Here is a 16438-nt window from a genome sequence, read left to right as displayed (position 1 = left end):
AAGACCCAGACCATCGTCCGGGCACTCAGGGGAGAGAACTTGCGTCCATTCGTGGCCGATACCGAGCCGAGCCGTTCGCTGGACGGCGCCACCGACGAGACCGCGGACCCCACGACGCGCGAGAGGCCCGAGGGCCCGTACGGCCGCGCGACCCCGGCGATCATGGCGCCCCCGGCGATCATGGCGCCGCGGGCCGTCTTCCTGTCGGGGGACGCGGCTCCGGCCCCCCGGACGCTGCTGGACATCCTCGCCGAGACCACCCGCCTGCACCCCCGCCGACCGGCGCTCGACGACGGGCTGACCAGCCTGGACTACGAAGGCCTGAGCGCCGAGGCGCGGCTCCTGGCCGAGCGGCTCGGCCAGGCGGGAGTGGGGCAGGGCGACCGCGTGGGGGTCCGGGTGCCGTCGGGCACGGTCGACCTCTATGTGGCGATCCTCGGCGTGCTGACGGCCGGCGCGGCGTACGTCCCGGTGGACGCCGACGATCCCGAGGAACGGGCCGAGCTGGTCCTGTCCGAGGCGGGCGTCCGCGCGGTCGTCGGCGAGGGCCGCTCGATCACCCCGCGCGACTCCTCCCCCGCCGGCGCCGCACGCTCGATCACCCAGAGCGACCCCGCCGGCACCGGACGCCAGGGGCCTCCCGGCCTGGACGACGACGCGTGGATCATCTTCACGTCCGGCTCGACCGGCAGGCCGAAGGGCGTGGCCGTCACCCATCGCAGCGCGGCGGCCTTCGTGGACGCCGAGGCCCGCCTGTTCCTGCCCGAGGAGCCGATCGGCCCCGGGGACCGCGTCCTGGCGGGGCTTTCCGTGGCCTTCGACGCCTCCTGCGAGGAGATGTGGCTGGCGTGGCGGCACGGCGCCTGCCTGGTCGCCGCGCCCCGCGCGCTCGTGCGGACCGGCATGGACCTCGGCCCCTGGCTGACCGACAGGGGCATCACCATCGTGTCCACCGTGCCGACGCTGGCCGCGCTGTGGCCGGTGGAGACCCTGGACGACGTGCGCCTGCTGATCTTCGGCGGGGAGGCGTGCCCGCCCGAGCTGGCCGAGCGGCTGGCCGTGCCGGGGCGTGAGGTGTGGAACACCTACGGCCCCACCGAGGCCACCGTCGTCGCGTGCGCGGCCCCGCTGCCCGGCCAGGGGCGGATCCGCATCGGCCTGCCCCTCGACGGCTGGGACCTCGCCGTCGTGAACGAGAGCGGCGAGCCCGTCGCCATGGGCGAGACCGGCCAGCTGGTCATCGGCGGAGTGGGCCTGGCCCGGTACCTCGACCCCGGCAAGGACCGCGAGAAGTACGCCCCGCTGCCGTCCCTCGGGTGGGAGCGCGCCTACCGCAGCGGCGACCTGGTGCTGGCGGAGCCGGAGGGCCTGGTCTTCGCCGGCCGGGCGGACGAGCAGATCAAGCTCGGCGGGCGGCGCATCGAGCTCGGAGAGGTCGACGCCGCGCTCCAGTCGCTTCCCGGGGTGACAGGAGCCGCCGCGGCGGTCCGTACGACCGGCTCGGGGCACCAGCTCCTGGTCGGCTACGTCGTGCCCGGCGAGGACTTCGACCAGGCGACCGCCCGCGACCGGCTGGCCGAGGCGCTGCCCGCCGCGCTGGTCCCCCGCATCGCGCTCGTCGACGCGCTGCCGACGCGCACGTCCGGGAAGATCGACCGCGACGCCCTCCCCTGGCCGCTGACCGGCGGCGCGGACCCCGGCTCGGGGTCCGCGGCCGCGCTGACCGGCACCGAGGGCTGGGTGGCACGGCAGTGGTCGGAGATCCTCGGCGCGGACGCCGGCGACCGCGACGCCGACTTCTTCGCCCAGGGCGGCACGAGCCTCGCCGTGGCCAGGCTGGTGTCGGCCCTGCGCACCCGCTACCCGGGCGCCTCGGTCAACGACGTCTACGAGAACCCCACGCTGGGGGCGCTCGCGGCGCGCCTCACCGCGATGGACACCCCCGAGGTCGCGGCGGTGAACCGCACCGTCGCACCGGTGCCGCGCCGCGCCGCCGTCGCGCAGGCGGCCCTCATGGTGCCGCTGCTCACCGTCGGCGGCATGCGCTGGATCATCGGCCTCGCCACGCTGAACAACCTCGTCTCCTTCGCCTGGGCCCCGGCGGTGTCGTGGTGGTGGGTGCTGGCCGGCTGGCTGCTGTTCGTCTCGCCGTGGGGGCGCATCGGCGTCGCGGCCGGCGTCGCACGCGTGCTGCTGCGCGGCCTCACGCCCGGCGTCCACCCCCGTGGCGGGGGCACGCACCTGCGGCTGTGGTTCGCCGAGCAGTTCGCCTTCCAGCTCGGCGTGGGGCAGCTCTCCGGCGCGCCGTGGATCGCCAGGTACGCGCGTGCCCTCGGCGCCCAGATCGGCGAGGACACCGACCTGCACACGCTGCCGCCGGTGACCGGGATGCTCAGGCTCGGGAAGAACGCCGCCGTCGAGCCCGAGGTCGACCTGCACGGCTACTGGCTGGACGGCGACCTGCTGCACGTCGGCGAGATCCGCATCGGCGCCGCCGCCACCGTCGGCGCCCGCGCCACCCTGCTCCCCGGCGCGCGCGTCGGCAAGAACGCCCAGGTGGCTCCGGGCGCCGTGGTCGCGGGCTCGGTGCCCTCCGGTGAGCGCTGGGCGGGCGCGCCCGCCGCCAGGCAGGGCAAGGCGCGGCGGTTCAGGCCGTCCGCGAGGCCCCCGCGCTCCAGGGGCTGGGAGGTGGCGTACGGCCTGTCGGCGATGTTCCTCAGCCTGATCCCGGTGGTCGCGGCCCTGTGCGGCCTGATCGTGCTTGAGGTGTTCGTCCGCGGCGCCGCGACGCTCGGCGAGGCGCTGCCCGCCGCCCTCTATGGCGTGGCGCCCGCGACGGTGACCTCGCTGGCCGCCTTCGCGCTGATCGTCCTGGTCTGCGTGCGGCTGCTCGGCATGGGCCTGCACCCCGGGCAGCACCCGGTGCACAGCCGCCCGGCGTGGCAGGCGTGGGCGACCGGCCGCCTGATGGCGGCGGCCCGCGTCTGGCTGTTCCCGCTGTACGCGAGCATCCTGACCCCCGCGTGGCTGCGCGCCCTCGGGATGAAGGTCGGCCGCGACGTGGAGCTGTCGACCGTGCTCGCCCTGCCCACGATGACCACCGTCGGCGACGGCGCGTTCCTCGCCGACGACACGATGGTCGCCCCGTACGAGCTGGTCAACGGCAGCCTGCGGGTCGACCAGGTGCGCATCGGCAAGCGCGCCTTCCTCGGCAACTCGGGCATGACCGCCCCGGGCCGCAAGGTGCCGAAGGACGGCCTGGTGGGCGTGCTGTCGGCCGCCCCGAAGAAGGCCAAGGCCGGCTCGTCCTACCTCGGCCTGCCGCCCGTCGAGCTGCGCAGGACGGCCGAGGGCGGCGACCGCAGCCGCACCTACGACCCGCCGCGCCGGCTCAAGGCCGCGCGCGCCGCCGTGGAGATCTGCCGGATCGTCCCCGCCATGCTCACCGTGGCGCTCGCCGTGCTGGTCGCGGCGACGCTGGAGTTCTTCGCGGCGTCCTACGGCTTCGCGGTCGCGGCGCTCCTGGTCGGCGTCGTCCTGGCCGGAGCGGGAATGCTGGCCGCCACGATCACCACGGCGGCCAAGTGGGCGCTCCTCGGCAGGATCGCCCCGGGGAACCGCCCGCTGTGGAGCTCGTTCGTCTGGCGCAACGAACTGGCCGACAACTTCGTCGAGGTGCTCGCCGCGCCGTGGTTCGCCGAGGCGTGGCTCGGCACCGCTCCCCTCAACCTGTGGCTGCGCTCGCTCGGGTCGCGCGTCGGCCGGGGCGTCTGGTGCGACACCTACTGGCTGCCGGAGGCCGACCTCGTCGAGCTCGGCGACGGCGTCAGCGTGAACCGCGGCTGCGTGCTGCAGACCCACCTCTTCCACGACCGGGTCATGAGTATCGATAAGGTCATACTGCGGGACGGAGCGACACTCGGCCCGCACGGAGTCGTTCTTCCCGCGGCGACAGTCGGGGAGAACACCACGGTCGGGCCCGCGTCCCTCGTGATGCGCGGCGAGTCCGTGCCTCCGCGGACCCGCTGGTTCGGTAACCCGATCGCGGCGTGGTCCTCTCCTTCGTCGAGATGATCCGGAAGGCATGACCGCTCGTGAGCGTGGCACCAAGCTCCTCTCGCCACTCCTACTTTCCGGAACGGGGTAACGACGGCTACTGGGTCGAGCACTACGACCTGTCCCTGGACTACCGCGTCGGCGCCAACCGGCTCCGAGCCACCGCCACGCTCTCGGCGTTCGCGACGCGGGCGCTGAGCTCGTTCACGCTCGACCTGGACGCGCTCCGCGTCACCGGGGTGCTCGTCGACGGCGCGCCGGCCCGCTTCTCCCACAGCGGCGGCAAGCTGCGCGTCACCCCGGCACGCACGCTGCACGAGGGCACGCTGTTCGTCGCGGAGATCCGGTACGGGGGCAACCCGCGCCCGGTGCCGAGCCGGTGGGGCGGGCTGGGCTGGGAACAGCTCACCGACGGCGTGATCGTCGCGAGCCAGCCGACCGGGGCGCCATCGTGGTTCCCCTGCAACGACCAGCCGGGCGACAAGGCCACCTACCGGTTCTCGGTCACCACGGCCTCCCCGTACGAGGTGGTCGCCAACGGCCGCCTGACCGCGAGGCGCCGCGCCGCGTCCACGACCACCTGGGTGTACGAGCAGGCGGAACCGATGGCGACGTACCTGGCGAGCGTGCAGATCGGGCGGTACCAGGCGACCGAGGTGCCCGGCCCCGTGCCCCAGCGGCTGCTCTACCCCGCCCGGCTCGCCTCGCGGGTGAGTCACGACTTCGCCCGGCAGGAGCGGATGACCGCCCTGTTCACCGAGTGCTTCGGCCCCTACCCGTTCCCGTCCTACACGGTGGTGGTGGTCGACGACGAGATGGAGATCCCGGTCGAGGCGCAGGGGATGTCGATCTTCGGCAGGAACCACGTGGACGGCCGGCGCGGCGAGGAGCGCCTGGTCGCGCACGAGCTGGCGCACCAGTGGTTCGGCAACAGCCTGACGCTGGAGTGCTGGCACGAGATCTGGCTGCACGAGGGGTTCGCCGCGTACGCCGAGTGGCTGTGGTCCGAGGCCTCGGGAGACGAGACCGCCGACGCCCTGGCCGAGCGCTGGCACCGCAGGCTCGCGCGGCTGCCGCAGGACTTCACGCTGGCCGACCCGGGCGCGCGGCGGCTGTTCGACGACCGGGTCTACAAGCGTGGCGCGCTCACCGTGCACGCCCTGCGGCGCGCGCTCGGCGACGACGCGTTCTTCGCCCTGCTGCGGGAGTGGACGGCCACCTACCAGCACGGCGCCGTCACCACCGACCGGTTCGTCCGCCTCGCGAGCCGTTTCGCCCCCGGCTCCCTCGACGAGTTCTTCGCCTCCTGGTTGTACGCCGAGCGGCTGCCTTCGCTGTCCTTCTAGGAATTCATGCAATCCCTATTGAATTTATAGGGATTTGGCCGCAGGATCAGGGCGTGACGATCCTCCACCAGTACGGGCGGGGGCCCGGGGGTGTCCCCGCCCGTGCCCAGATGGCCGCGACCGGCCATGGAAAGGCACTCCCATGAGTGAGCCGGAAACTCCCGCGAGCGGCGGCGGCCGCACGCTGAACGAGGACTGGGCGGCGACGATCCTCGGCCTCGTCCTGCTCGTCCTGATCATCATCGGCGTCATACCGACGGGGCTGGTGCCCTGATGAGCGCCGATGAGATCACCGCGCCTCCCGAGACGGCCACCAGGACCACGCCCGCGTGGTGGTGGACCGCCCTCGGCGTCCTCCTCGTCCTGGTCCTCGGCGCGGTCACGCGCTACCTGGACAAGAACGTCGCCTCGTGGTTCGAGGGATCGGACCTCGCCAAGGCGATCGAGTACCCCGTCTACGCCGTGGTCATCGGGCTGCTCGGCAACGCCGTCCTCACCGCCACCGGGCTCAGGGACCGGCCGGCCGGAGGCTTCCGCACCGAGTTCTTCATCAAGACCGGCCTGGTCCTGCTCGGCGCCTCGATCAACCTCAAGGTCATCGTGACCGCCGCCGGACCGGCGATCGTCCAGGGCATCGTCCTCATCACCACGGTGTTCCTGTTCACCTGGTGGCTCGGCGGCAGGTTCGGCCTGGACGACAAGCTCCGCGCGCTGCTGTCGGCGGCCGTGTCGATCTGCGGGGTCAGCGCGGCGATCGCCGCGGCGGGCGCCGTGCAGGCGAAGAAGGAGCAGCTCGCCTACAGCGCCAGCCTGGTGATCGCCTTCGCCCTCCCGTCCATATTCATCCTCCCGGCCGCGGCGTCGGCGCTCGGGTTGAGCCCGGAGGTGGCGGGGGCATGGATCGGCGGCAACATCGACACCACCGCCGCCGTGACCGCCGCCGGGACGATCGTCGGCGAGCACGCCCTGGCCGTGGCGACCATCGTGAAGGTCACCCAGAACGCCCTGATCGGCGTGGTGGTGGTCCTGCTGACCGCCTGGTTCGCGTTCCGCGTCGAGCGCAGGCCCGACGCCGCCCGCCCAGGCGCCGGCGAGCTGTGGCGGCGCTTCCCCAAGTTCGTGCTGGGGTTCGTCGCGGCCTCGGTGATCGCGACGTGGTACCTCACCACCGTGGGCGCCGCCGAGGGCAAGGCGGTGATCGGCGTCGCCAACGACCTGCGGGTGTGGTTCCTGATCCTGGCGTTCGTGAGCATCGGCCTGGAGTTCCGCGTCTCCGCGCTGCGCGAGGCCGGCTGGCGTCCTGTGGCGGTCTTCGCGAGCGCGACGGTCGTCAACGTGCTGGTCGCGCTCGGGCTGGCCGTGCTGCTGTTCAGCGGGTTCACCGTCGAGTGACGCCCGCCGCCCGCGGTCGTGTCTCACGTGGCCGGCGTCGGGAGCGTCACCGGGGGCTGGACGCGGCGCGGCGGTGGATCTACTTCGCCGGGCGGCGTGCCCGCCGGACCGCCTGGGGGGTCTCCATCGGGGTGGCGAGATGCCCGGTGACCAGGCGGTTCATGGCGCGAAGGAAGACCTCTCGCTCCTGCTCGGAAAGAGCCTCCAGGGCCTCCTCGTGGACGCGGTCGACGATCTCCTGGCTCCGCTCGGCCACCCGGGCGCCCTCCTCGGTGACCGCGATGATGCGGGCCCGCCGGTCCTTTCCTGAGGGACGGCGCTCGGCGAGGCCGGCCTCCTCAAGGGCGTCGACCGTCACCACCATCGTGGTCTTGTCCATGTCGCCGAGCTCGGCGAGCTGGATCTGGGTGCGCTCTTCCTCAAGGGCGTGGACCAGCACGCAGTGCATGCGCGCCGTGAGCCCGATCTCGGCGAGCGCCGCCGACATGCGGGTACGCAGGACGTGGCTGGTGTGGTCGAGCAGGAACGACAGGTCCGGCTGCGTGCGGGCGGGCGCCATGGCGGTCATGCCCGCCAGCATAACAATTAGGTCCGTGACGGATTATCCAGCGAACGACCCATCGGACTCTTGGCGTCACCCCTTCGCGGGGAGGATCGCGGGATACGGCGCCCGCGAGGGCGGGGCACGGAGGAGGTCGGCGTGAGCGAGGCACTGCCCGTCATCGACGTGACGGCTCTGATGGGCCGGAAAACGGCACCCGGCACGGCCGGTGCTCGTGCTGAGTGGGGCGGTACGTCCGCCGAGCGGGCGGAGGTCGCGGCGGAGATCGGGAGCGCCTGCCGGGAGAGCGGGTTCTTCTACGTCTCGGGGCACGGCGTGCCGGACCGGCTGCCGCGGGAGCTGGACTCCGCCGCGCGCCGCTTCTTCGCGCTGCCGCTCGAACGCAAGATGGAGATCTCGATGGAGAAGGGCGGACGGGCGTGGCGCGGGTTCTTCCCCGTCGGCGCGGAGCTCACCTCGGGACGGCCGGACCTGAAGGAAGGGCTCTACTTCGGCGCCGAGTCGGCGGCGGACGACCCGCGCCCGCTGCACGGCCGCAACCTGTTCCCCGCGGAGGTGCCCGAGCTGGCCGGTGCCGTGCGGGCGTACCTCGGCGCGCTCACCGGGGTCGCCCAGGGCGTGATGCGCGGGATCGCCCTGAGCCTTGGGCTGGCGGAGGACTACTTCGCCACCGGCTACACCGCCGACCCCACCATCCTTTTCCGGATATTTCACTACCCGCCCGCACCGCCGGACGCGGACGGCTGGGGGGTGGGCGAGCACACCGACTACGGCCTGCTGACCCTCCTCCTGCAGGACGGCAACGGCGGCCTGCAGGTGCACGGCGGGAAGGGCTGGATCGACGCGCCGCCGATCCCGGGCACGTTCGTGTGCAACATCGGCGACATGCTGGACAAGCTGACCGGCTCGCACTACAGGTCGACGCCCCACCGGGTGCGCAACCTCAGCGGGCGGAGCCGCCTGTCGTTCCCGTTCTTCTTCGACCCCGGCTGGGACTCCGAGGTGCCGCCGCTGCCGGCGCTGCCGTACGAAGCGGGCGGCCGTCCCCGCTGGGACGGCCAGGACCTGCGCGCCTTCACCGGAACCTACGGCGACTACCTGACCGCCAAGGTCGCCAAGGTCTTCCCCCGGCTCAGATCGGAGGTTCTCGGCGGACCGGACCCGGCCTGAGCAGTGCGCTCAGGTCGTGGACCTAGCCGGGTGTGATCGGCAGGAGCACCCGGAACCGGGTGTCCCCCGGTGAGGACTGCACCCGGATGTCCCCGTGGTGCTTGTTGACGATGATCCGATAGGAGATGTCCAGCCCGAGCCCCGTGCCCTCACCGACCGCCTTGGTGGTGAAGAACGGCTCGAAGATGCGCGGCCGGATCTCGGCGGGAATGCCCGGCCCGGTGTCGGCGATCTCGACGAAGACGCGGTCGGCGTCGTGCCCGGTGCGCAGGATGAGGGTGCCGCCCTCGGGACGCATCGCCGCGAAGGCGTTGTCGATCAGGTTGGTCCACACCTGGTTCAGCTCGGCGGCGTACGCGGGGACCGGCGGCACCGTGCGGTCGTACTCCTTGACCGTGCGCACCCCCTCGGGCGTCTTCGCCTGCATCATCGTCAGCGTGGCGTCGAGCAGGTCGTGCACGTCGACGGTCTGGTACGGGGCCCGGTCGAGCTGGGAGTACTGCTTGGCGGCCGAGACCAGCGTGGAGACCCGGGTGACGGCGTCGTCGATCTCCCCCATCAGCAGCTCGGTCTCGATGGTGTAGGTGAGCCACCGCACGGCGGCCTCGAGGTTCTCCCCGCCCACGGCGCCGGTGATCTGCTCCAGCCACCGCACGTCGATGCCGCCGGCCACCAACGTGGGCGCGAGCTCCCACCCGCCGGTGACGTCGTGGTCGTCGAGCCAGTCGCCGAGCTCGTCCTCGGCGTCGGCGGTGGCCATCGCCGACATGGGCGGGGCGCTCGCGGCCCGCTTGACGGCGTCCTCCTGCAGTTCGACGAGGTCGTGCAGCCTGCTGCCGTCCAGCCGCCCGTCGGCGATCATGGCGAGCTTGTGGCGCATGCCGGCGACCCGCTCGCGCAGCACGGCGGTGGCCCGCACGGCCGCCGCGGCGGGGTTGTTCAGCTCGTGGGTCAGCCCGGCCGACAGCGAGCCGAGCGCGAGCAGCCGCTCGCGCTCGCCGACGATCGTCTGGTTGGCGCGCATGCCGAAGAACATGCCCTCCAGCAGGTGCGTCGCCATCGGGAACCACTCGCGCAGCGACTTGGCCAGGATCGTCGCGGGCAGCGTGAACAGCTCGACGTCGCTGATCGCGTGCAGGCTGCTGGAGTAGTTCTGGCCGACCTCGTCGCCGAGGTAGGCCTGCATGGCGCCGGCGTACACGCCCCGCTGCTCGGTGCGGGTGACCTCGACCTCGTCGCCCTGGATGCGCCGGGTCATCGCGATCGTGCCGCTGAGCAGCTGGTAGAAGCAGGTGGCCGGCTCGCCCTCCTGGTAGACCGTGGCGCCCCCGCGCCAGCGCTCGACCCGGCCGTGCTCGACGAACCTCGCGAGCTGCGAGTCGTCGAGCGACTCGAACAGGAACAGGGTGCGCAGCTCGTCGGCGGTCAGGCGATCGCCGCCCGCGTCACCGCGCCCGGCGGCGTCGGCCGGCTCGCTCATTGGGCCTCCAGGTAACGGTGGATCAGCGAGACGGCCATCGCGCCCTCGCCCACGGCGGACGCTACACGCTTGACCGAGTCGGCCCGCACGTCGCCCGCGGCGAAGACGCCCGGCATGCTGGACTCCAGATGGTAGGGATCGCGGGGAAGCGACCACCCCGGCGGGCGCTGGCCGTCGGCGAGCAGGTCGGGGCCGGTGAGCACGAACCCGCGCTCGTCGCGGACGACCGCCTTGTCGAGCCACTCGGTGCGCGGCTCGGCCCCGATGAAGATGAACAGCCACGAGGTGTCGACCGTGCGGACCTGCCCGGAGCGCGGGTCGCACAGCGACAGGCGTTCGAGGTGGTCGTCGCCCTCGGCGGACACCACCTGGCTGTGCGGGTGGACCTCGATGTTGTCGATCTCCTGGATCTGGTCGATCAGATACTGCGACATCGACCGCCGGAGGTCCCCGGCCCGGATGAGGATGTGCACGCGCCGGGCGTAACGGGAGAAGTGCACCGCAGCCTGCCCGGCGGAGTTGGCCCCTCCGACGATGTAGATCTCCTGCCCCGCGCAGCTCGGGGCCTCGGTGGCCGCCGAGCCGTAGAAGACGCCCCGGCCGGTCAGCTCGGCGAGGCCGGGCGCCTCCAGCATGCGGTAGGAGACTCCGGTGGCCAGCACGACCGTGTGGGCGGCGATGACCGTGCCGTCGCCGAAGCGCAGCAGCCTGGTCGACCCCCCGGACTCCAGGGCGACGACCTCACGGGTGGTGAGGATCTCGGCGCCGAACCGCAGCGCCTGCCTGCGGGCGCGGTCGGTCAGCTGCGCGCCCGACACCCCGTCGGGGAAGCCGAGGTAGTTCTCGATGCGGCTGCTCTGCCCGGCCTGCCCGCCGGTCGCGCGCTGTTCGAGCAGCACGGTGCGCAGCCCCTCCGACGCGCCGTACACCGCCGCGCCGAGGCCCGCGGGGCCCGCGCCGACGACGACCAGATCGTAGAAGTCCTCGGCCGGGGTGGTGGTCAGCCCGACGTGCGCGGCGAGGTCGGTCTCGCTGGGCTTGACCAGGGACGTGCCGTCCGGGGTGACCACCAGCGGGACGTCGTCCACGGTGAGGCCCGCCGCCGACAGCAGCCGACCGCCTTCGGCCTCGTCGGCCAGCATCCAGCGGTACGGCACGAGGTTGCGGGCGAGGAAGTCGCGCACCGCGAACGAGGGGGCCGACCAGCGGTGCCCGACGACGCGGGTCTCGGTGATCGTCTCGTCCGGCGCGGCGAGCCAGGCGTCGAGCATCGAGTCGACGACCGGGTAGAGCTTCTCCTCCGGCGGGTTCCAGGGCTTCAGCAGGTAGTGGTCGAGGTCGACGATGTTGATCGCGTCGATGGCCGCGTCGGTGTCGGCGTACGCGGTCAGCAAGACGCGGCGGGCTCGCGGGAAGATGTCCATCGCGGCCTCGAGGAACTGGATGCCGTTCATCTGCGGCATCCGGTAGTCGGCCAGCAGCACGGCGACCTGCTCACCACGCAGCTTGATCTCGCGGAGCGCGTCCAGAGCCGCCGCTCCGGAGTCGGCGCGCACGACACGGTAGCGGTCACCGTAACGGCGCCGGACATCTCGGGCCACCGACCGTGAGACGGCCGGATCGTCGTCGACGGTCAGAATTGCCGGGTTCGCCATGGAATCAATGAAATCATGCCCCCAGGTAAAGGCGGCCATTAACGGAAGCGGCGGCGGTTCCCGCCCGGCCCGCCGTACGGCTCACGGCCCGGCGGACCCACGCTGGTCGGGTCATGGACGCACCTCGACCAGCTCGATGCCCATGAGGTCGGCCAGGGCGCGCAGGTCGGCCGTGCGGTGGCCGGTGCCGAGAGCCCAGTGGTGGGAGATGCCGGTGGCGCTCCAGGCGTCGGTCCACTCGCCGGGGTCGCAGCCGAAGTCCACCCGCGAGGTGGTGTTGCCGATCTGGAGGTGCGGCCCGTCGACCACCTCGCCCTCGGAGACGACGAACGCGAACCGCCCGTCGGGCCCGTGCCGGAGGCCGAACGCGGTGACCGGGCCCGGGGTGACGTCGAACTCCACCGACACCCCGAAGCCCCGCTTGCCGTGGTAGACGCCGAGGCCGCGCAGCAGCGGGCGCTTCGAGCTGATGGCGAGGTGGGCCGGGCCGTCGTGGCCCATCTCGACGTGGCCGCGCGTGAAGTCGAGCGCCTGGAACTCCGTGAACGACCCGCCCCCGCCCAGGCGATCCATGATCAGCATGGCCAGCGAGGTGCGCAGCTCGTACTCGCCGGCGGCGGGGACGCCCCGGGCGGTGAGCAGCGAGGCTCCGAGGATCATGCCCGCGCCGAGCCGCTCGTGGATCTCCCCGTCGAGGCCCCGGTGGTAGTAGGCCAGGCTGTCGAGGGCGAAGTCGTCGACCAGGCGGTCGAGCCCCACCGACACCCGGGCGGCCCAGGCGAAGTCGTCCTCGTCGACCGACTCGGCCAGCTCGAAGATGTCCCTCGCGAGGTCCATGCGCTCCTTGACCTCGGAGTCGGCGACCTTCTCGACCCGCACGCGCAGGTCGTCGAACTCCAGCACCTCGACGTGGCCGCCGAGGTTGACCGGCACCAGCGTGAGGTCGGTGGCGACGTCCAGCATGCCGGGGTACAGGTGGCCCATCAGGCCGTGGCGCCCGCGCCGGAGCGCGGCCCGCACCCCCGCCGCCCGCACCCAGCGCCCGATCTTGGCCCAGGCCCGCTCGTCTTCGAGGTAACCGGAGACCGAGCGGAAGGGGATGCCGGCGCGGATGAAGGTGTTGGCCATCTCGGGCAGCGGGCACGCCCCGCAGTACGCCAGCCACTGGCCGGTGTCGAAGGCCGCGTGGTCCATGGACTCGGTGGGCTGGAGGTTGATCAGCAGCACCGGGGCCCCGCTGCGCTGCGCCACCGGCAGGAGCATGGTCGCGGTCATGTACGTGGTGAGGAAGCCGACGATGATGTCGCACCCGGCCTCGCGCAGCCGCTCGGCGGCGACCGCGCCCTCCTGGGCGTCGGAGATGAAGCCGGCGTCCACGACCTCGCAGCCGAGGGCCCGCATGCGCTCGGACACCCGCTCGGCGGACCGGGTCAGCTGGGGAAGCAACTCGGGGAACTGCGGCCAGTAGGCTCCGAGGCCTCCGGCGACCAGGCCCACCTTGGCACCGGGCGGCGCGATGCGGGTCGGCTCCGTGCTCATGAAGATCTCCTCTCGCGCCGCGCGACGCGGGATTGCCGGGGGGACAGCGGTAAAAACGTTTTTACTCGACTGCCCCGGACGCTAATCCCGCCGGACGAGACTTGTCAATGGACAAAGGGGGCGCCCCGATCCCCAGTCCGCGGCAAGCCGGATCCAAGAGGAGGCCGGGAGGATCGTGCCATGACGCATCCGACGACGTCCGGCTGGGCGATGGGAAGGGGCCGCACCCCCGGCCTCATGGGCATGTACATCCTCTTCGTCTGCTGGGTGATCCTCGGGCTCGTGCCCGTGCTGTTCTCGGCCCACGATCTGGAGCTGGCCCTGGGCAGGGCCGGGGCGCCCGGCCGGCTCACCGTCGTCTCGTGCCAGGCCCTCGGCGAGGGCCGCTACGACTGCAGGGGCAGGTTCGTCCCCGACGACGACTCCCTGCGCACGACAGTCGTGCGCGCGGCGCCCGAGTCCGAGGTGGGCCGGTCCTTCCGCGGACGGCTCGACGTGGAGACCGACCACGTGGTCCGCACGGGCACCGCCGGGGTGCTGGCGCAGTTCGCCCTCATCGGCCTCACCCCGCTGGTGTACGCGGGGCTTCCGTACTCGGTGATGTTCGCGCTGGGCGTCAGGCGGGGGCGCAGGACCGTGGGAGTCCTCGGCCTGGTGGTCGCCGTCGCGTCGCTCGCGCTGGTCGTGACCGGGGTCGTCGCCGCCTACGCCTGAGGCGCGGGGTTGTCGGTAGAGTCACTGGCGATGGCCACGCACACGATCACCACGCAGTGGGGCGAGATCCCCGAGAACGCCGACGATCTCGCCCTGGTCCAGGGAGGCGCGTTCCGCACGTTCCGCTGTGAGTGCGGCATCCCGCTGCCCACCCGGGTGGCCGCCGAGCTGCACGCCACCGAGACCAACCAGTGCACGGCGTGCCTCGGGTCCGCCGACGACGAGGTCGTGCCCGGCTTCGTACGGCGCTGCGCGGCCTGTGCCGCCACGGGCCGGCGCAACGTCCAGCTCGTGTGGGAGCTCGCGCACAGCGAGGCCGAGCAGGTGATCACGCTCGGGCTCGTGCGCGGCCTGGTCGACGGCTTCACCGGCCCGTTCAGGCTGTCCGAGGTCGCGGACGCCACCCGCATGGCCCTCGGCCTGCCGGTCGGCCGCCTCCCGGTCGGGCCCCGCGTGCGCGACCTGCTGCGCGAGCTGGAGGCCGCCGGCGAGCTGGTCATGCTCTCGGCCCCCGACGAGCTCCTGCGGGGCCCCTCGGTGGTCCTGTACAAGGACCCGCAGTGGCAGCGCGTCCCCGAGCCCTCCTGACGCGAGCGCCGATCAGGCCTCGCTGACCGCCTTCCTCGCCTGGGCGGGGTCCGCGGCCGCCAGCGCGAGCCGGGCGTGCTCCTCGCACTCGGCCAGCGAGTGGCGGCCGAGCGCCTCGCGCACGCCGGGCACGCTCGGGGCGGCCATGGACAGGCTGCCGACGCCGAGCCCCACCAGCACCGTGGCGAGGAGCGGGTCGGCGGCGGCCTCGCCGCACACCCCGACGGGCTTGGACGCCTCCCTGCCCGCCTCGCCGCACATGGCGATCAGCCGCAGCAGGCCGGGCTGCCAGGGGTCGAGCAGGTCGGCGAGGTCGCCGTGCTGCCGGTCGGCGGCGAAGGCGTACTGCCCGAGGTCGTTGGTGCCGACGCTGAGGAAGTCGACCTCGTCCAGCAGGCGCCGGGCGTGCAGCGCGGCGGCCGGCACCTCGACCATCACCCCGACGTGGCGCAGCCCGCGCGCGCGGGCCCGCTCGGCGAAGCCGGCCGCCTCCGCCACGGTGCTCACCATGGGCGCCATCACCCAGGTATCGGCGCCGCTCGCGCGGCCGGCCTCGGCGATGGCGTCGAGCTGGACGTCCAGGATCTCCGGCTGGATCCTGCTGGTGCGCAGCCCCCGCACGCCGAGGGCCGGGTTGGACTCGGCGGGAAGGCGCAGGAACGGCAGGGGCTTGTCCGAGCCCGCGTCCAGGGTGCGGATCACCACCCGCCTTCCCGGCATGGCCTGGAGCACCGCCGTGTAGGCGGCCACCTGCTCCTCGTAGGAGGGGGCGGCGCGGCGGTCCAGGAACAGGAACTCCGTGCGGAACAGCCCGACCCCCTCGGCGGCGTCCGGCCGCAGGTCGTGGGCCGAGCCGATGTTGAGCAGCAGCGGCACCGGATGCCCGTCGGCGGTACGCCCGGGGCCGTGGCCGGTGGCCCGGCGGTCGCGCGCCGCCGCGGCCTCGCGCTGGACGCGGGCGGCGGTGTCCTCCCCCACCCCGACCTCGACCTCGCCGCTGCCCCCGTCGACGGAGATCCACGTGCCGTCGCCGATGTCCGCCGCGCCGCGGCAGGCCACCACGGCGGGCAGGCCGAACGTCCGGGCGAGGATGGCGGTGTGGCTGGTGGGGCCGCCCTTCTCTGTGACGAGCGCGAGCACCGTGCCGGTGTCCAGGCCGGCGGTGTCCGCGGGGGCGAGGTCGTCGGCGATCAGGATGTACGGGTGGCCGGGGTCGGGCACGCCGGGCATGGGCAGGCCCAGTACGGTCGCGACGGCGCGGTTTCGGATGTCGTCCAGGTCGCCCGCGCGGTCGGCGAAGTAGCCGCCCGCCGCGAGCAGGGCCTCGCGGTGGTGGGCGCACGCGGCGTCGACGGCGTGGGCGGCGCCGAGACCAGAGCCCACCGCCTCCTCGACGGACTCGCGCAGGGCGGGATCGGCCGCCATCATGCTCTGCGCCTCAAGGATGGCCCGCGCGTCCGGGTTCGACGCCTTGGCGGCGTACCCCTCCAGGTACGCGGCGACGGCGTCCAGCGCCCCGGTCGCCAGGCCGATCTCGCGGGCCGCGCCGGTGACCGGCGCCGGAGGCGGCAGCACCGGGGGCCTCGCCATGCGGTGCGCCCGGCCCGCCGCGCGCCCGGGGCTGACCCCGAGGCCCTTTACGACCTCAGGCATCGGCGGGCTCCTCCGCGTCCAGGTCGCGCGACAGCAGCTCGGCGAGGGTCGCGAGGGCCTCCTCCGCCCCCGGCCCCTCGGCCTGCAGGGTCACCTCCGTGCCCTGCCGCGCGCCCAGGGCCAGCACCCCGAGCATGCTGGTGGCCGGCACGGACGGCTTGTCGCCCGCCCGGACGCGCACGGCGACGCCCTGCCGGGCCGCGGCCTGCACGAAGATCTTCGCGGGCCTGGCGTGCAGGCCGCTGCGGGAGGCGATGGTGACGGTCTTCTCTGGCATGGCGGG

General features: G+C 73.2%; 13 protein-coding genes. 7 read left to right on the top strand and 6 right to left on the bottom strand.

Annotated features, from left to right (window positions below; all coding sequences use genetic code 11):
* The first annotated feature begins 51 nt into the window (after window positions 1-51).
* From OG589_RS07885 to OG589_RS07870, 4 genes are all read left to right on the top strand, one after another.
* The gene (locus OG589_RS07885; RefSeq protein WP_405147496.1) at window positions 52-4074 is read left to right on the top strand and encodes a Pls/PosA family non-ribosomal peptide synthetase; all 4023 of its coding nucleotides are present in this window, start codon (window positions 52-54) and stop codon (window positions 4072-4074) included.
* Window positions 4075-4094: 20 nt separating this feature from the next.
* Complete coding sequence (locus tag OG589_RS07880; RefSeq protein WP_405147494.1) at window positions 4095-5402, top strand: M1 family metallopeptidase; 1308 nt, start codon at window positions 4095-4097, stop codon at window positions 5400-5402.
* A 142-nt stretch (window positions 5403-5544) separates the two neighbouring features.
* Window positions 5545-5676, top strand: a complete 132-nt coding sequence (locus OG589_RS07875; RefSeq protein WP_405147493.1) for a hypothetical protein — start codon at window positions 5545-5547, stop codon at window positions 5674-5676.
* Window positions 5676-6794 carry a YeiH family protein gene (locus tag OG589_RS07870; RefSeq protein ID WP_405147491.1) on the top strand — a complete coding sequence of 373 codons (1119 nt, stop codon included), beginning with the start codon at window positions 5676-5678 and terminating at the stop codon, window positions 6792-6794. Before OG589_RS07875 ends, OG589_RS07870 begins: the two co-directional genes overlap by 1 nt.
* Window positions 6795-6873: 79 nt before the next feature.
* Here the strand turns inward: OG589_RS07870 and OG589_RS07865 are convergent, their stop codons facing one another.
* Window positions 6874-7362, bottom strand: a complete 489-nt coding sequence (locus tag OG589_RS07865; protein WP_405147489.1) for a MarR family winged helix-turn-helix transcriptional regulator — start codon at window positions 7360-7362, stop codon at window positions 6874-6876.
* A gap of 132 nt (window positions 7363-7494) precedes the next feature.
* Here OG589_RS07865 and OG589_RS07860 point away from each other — a divergent pair, with 132 nt between their 5' ends.
* Window positions 7495-8526: an isopenicillin N synthase family dioxygenase gene (locus tag OG589_RS07860; protein WP_405147487.1), complete on the top strand. Its 1032-nt coding sequence runs from the start codon at window positions 7495-7497 to the stop codon at window positions 8524-8526.
* Between the two features lie 22 nt (window positions 8527-8548).
* Here OG589_RS07860 and OG589_RS07855 read toward each other — a convergent pair whose 3' ends face one another.
* The 3 genes from OG589_RS07855 to OG589_RS07845 form a co-directional block, all read right to left on the bottom strand.
* Entirely contained in the window at window positions 8549-10006 is a 1458-nt protein-coding gene (locus OG589_RS07855) for an ATP-binding protein (protein ID WP_405147485.1), read from the bottom strand.
* On the bottom strand, window positions 10003-11661 hold the full coding sequence (locus tag OG589_RS07850; RefSeq protein ID WP_405147484.1) for an FAD-dependent oxidoreductase: 1659 nt from the start codon (window positions 11659-11661) through the stop codon (window positions 10003-10005). Before OG589_RS07850 ends, OG589_RS07855 begins: the two co-directional genes overlap by 4 nt.
* A 111-nt stretch (window positions 11662-11772) precedes the next feature.
* Window positions 11773-13200, bottom strand: a complete 1428-nt coding sequence (locus OG589_RS07845) for an arabinose isomerase (RefSeq protein WP_405147482.1) — start codon at window positions 13198-13200, stop codon at window positions 11773-11775.
* A 180-nt stretch (window positions 13201-13380) separates the two neighbouring features.
* Here OG589_RS07845 and OG589_RS07840 point away from each other — a divergent pair, with 180 nt between their 5' ends.
* Window positions 13381-13914 (top strand): hypothetical protein, encoded by a 534-nt coding sequence (locus tag OG589_RS07840; RefSeq protein WP_405147480.1) that lies wholly within the window; start codon window positions 13381-13383, stop codon window positions 13912-13914.
* Window positions 13915-13944: 30 nt separating this feature from the next.
* Window positions 13945-14502, top strand: coding sequence for a hypothetical protein (locus OG589_RS07835; RefSeq protein ID WP_405147479.1), 558 nt, complete (start codon window positions 13945-13947; stop codon window positions 14500-14502).
* Window positions 14503-14514: 12 nt separating this feature from the next.
* On the opposite strand, the gene ptsP is transcribed toward OG589_RS07835, so the two are convergent.
* Window positions 14515-16155 carry a phosphoenolpyruvate--protein phosphotransferase gene (gene ptsP, locus OG589_RS07830; protein WP_405147477.1) on the bottom strand — a complete coding sequence of 547 codons (1641 nt, stop codon included), beginning with the start codon at window positions 16153-16155 and terminating at the stop codon, window positions 14515-14517.
* Window positions 16148-16432 carry an HPr family phosphocarrier protein gene (locus OG589_RS07825; RefSeq protein ID WP_405147475.1) on the bottom strand — a complete coding sequence of 95 codons (285 nt, stop codon included), beginning with the start codon at window positions 16430-16432 and terminating at the stop codon, window positions 16148-16150. Before OG589_RS07825 ends, ptsP begins: the two co-directional genes overlap by 8 nt.
* Between the last annotated feature and the right edge of the window lie 6 nt (window positions 16433-16438).

This window comes from Sphaerisporangium sp. NBC_01403 (assembly GCF_045040145.1).
GTDB classification, from domain to species: Bacteria; Actinomycetota; Actinomycetes; order Streptosporangiales; family Streptosporangiaceae; genus Sphaerisporangium; species Sphaerisporangium viridialbum.
The sequence above is the reverse complement of the archived record's forward strand: the minus strand, read 5'-3'. Positions and strand labels throughout refer to the sequence as shown.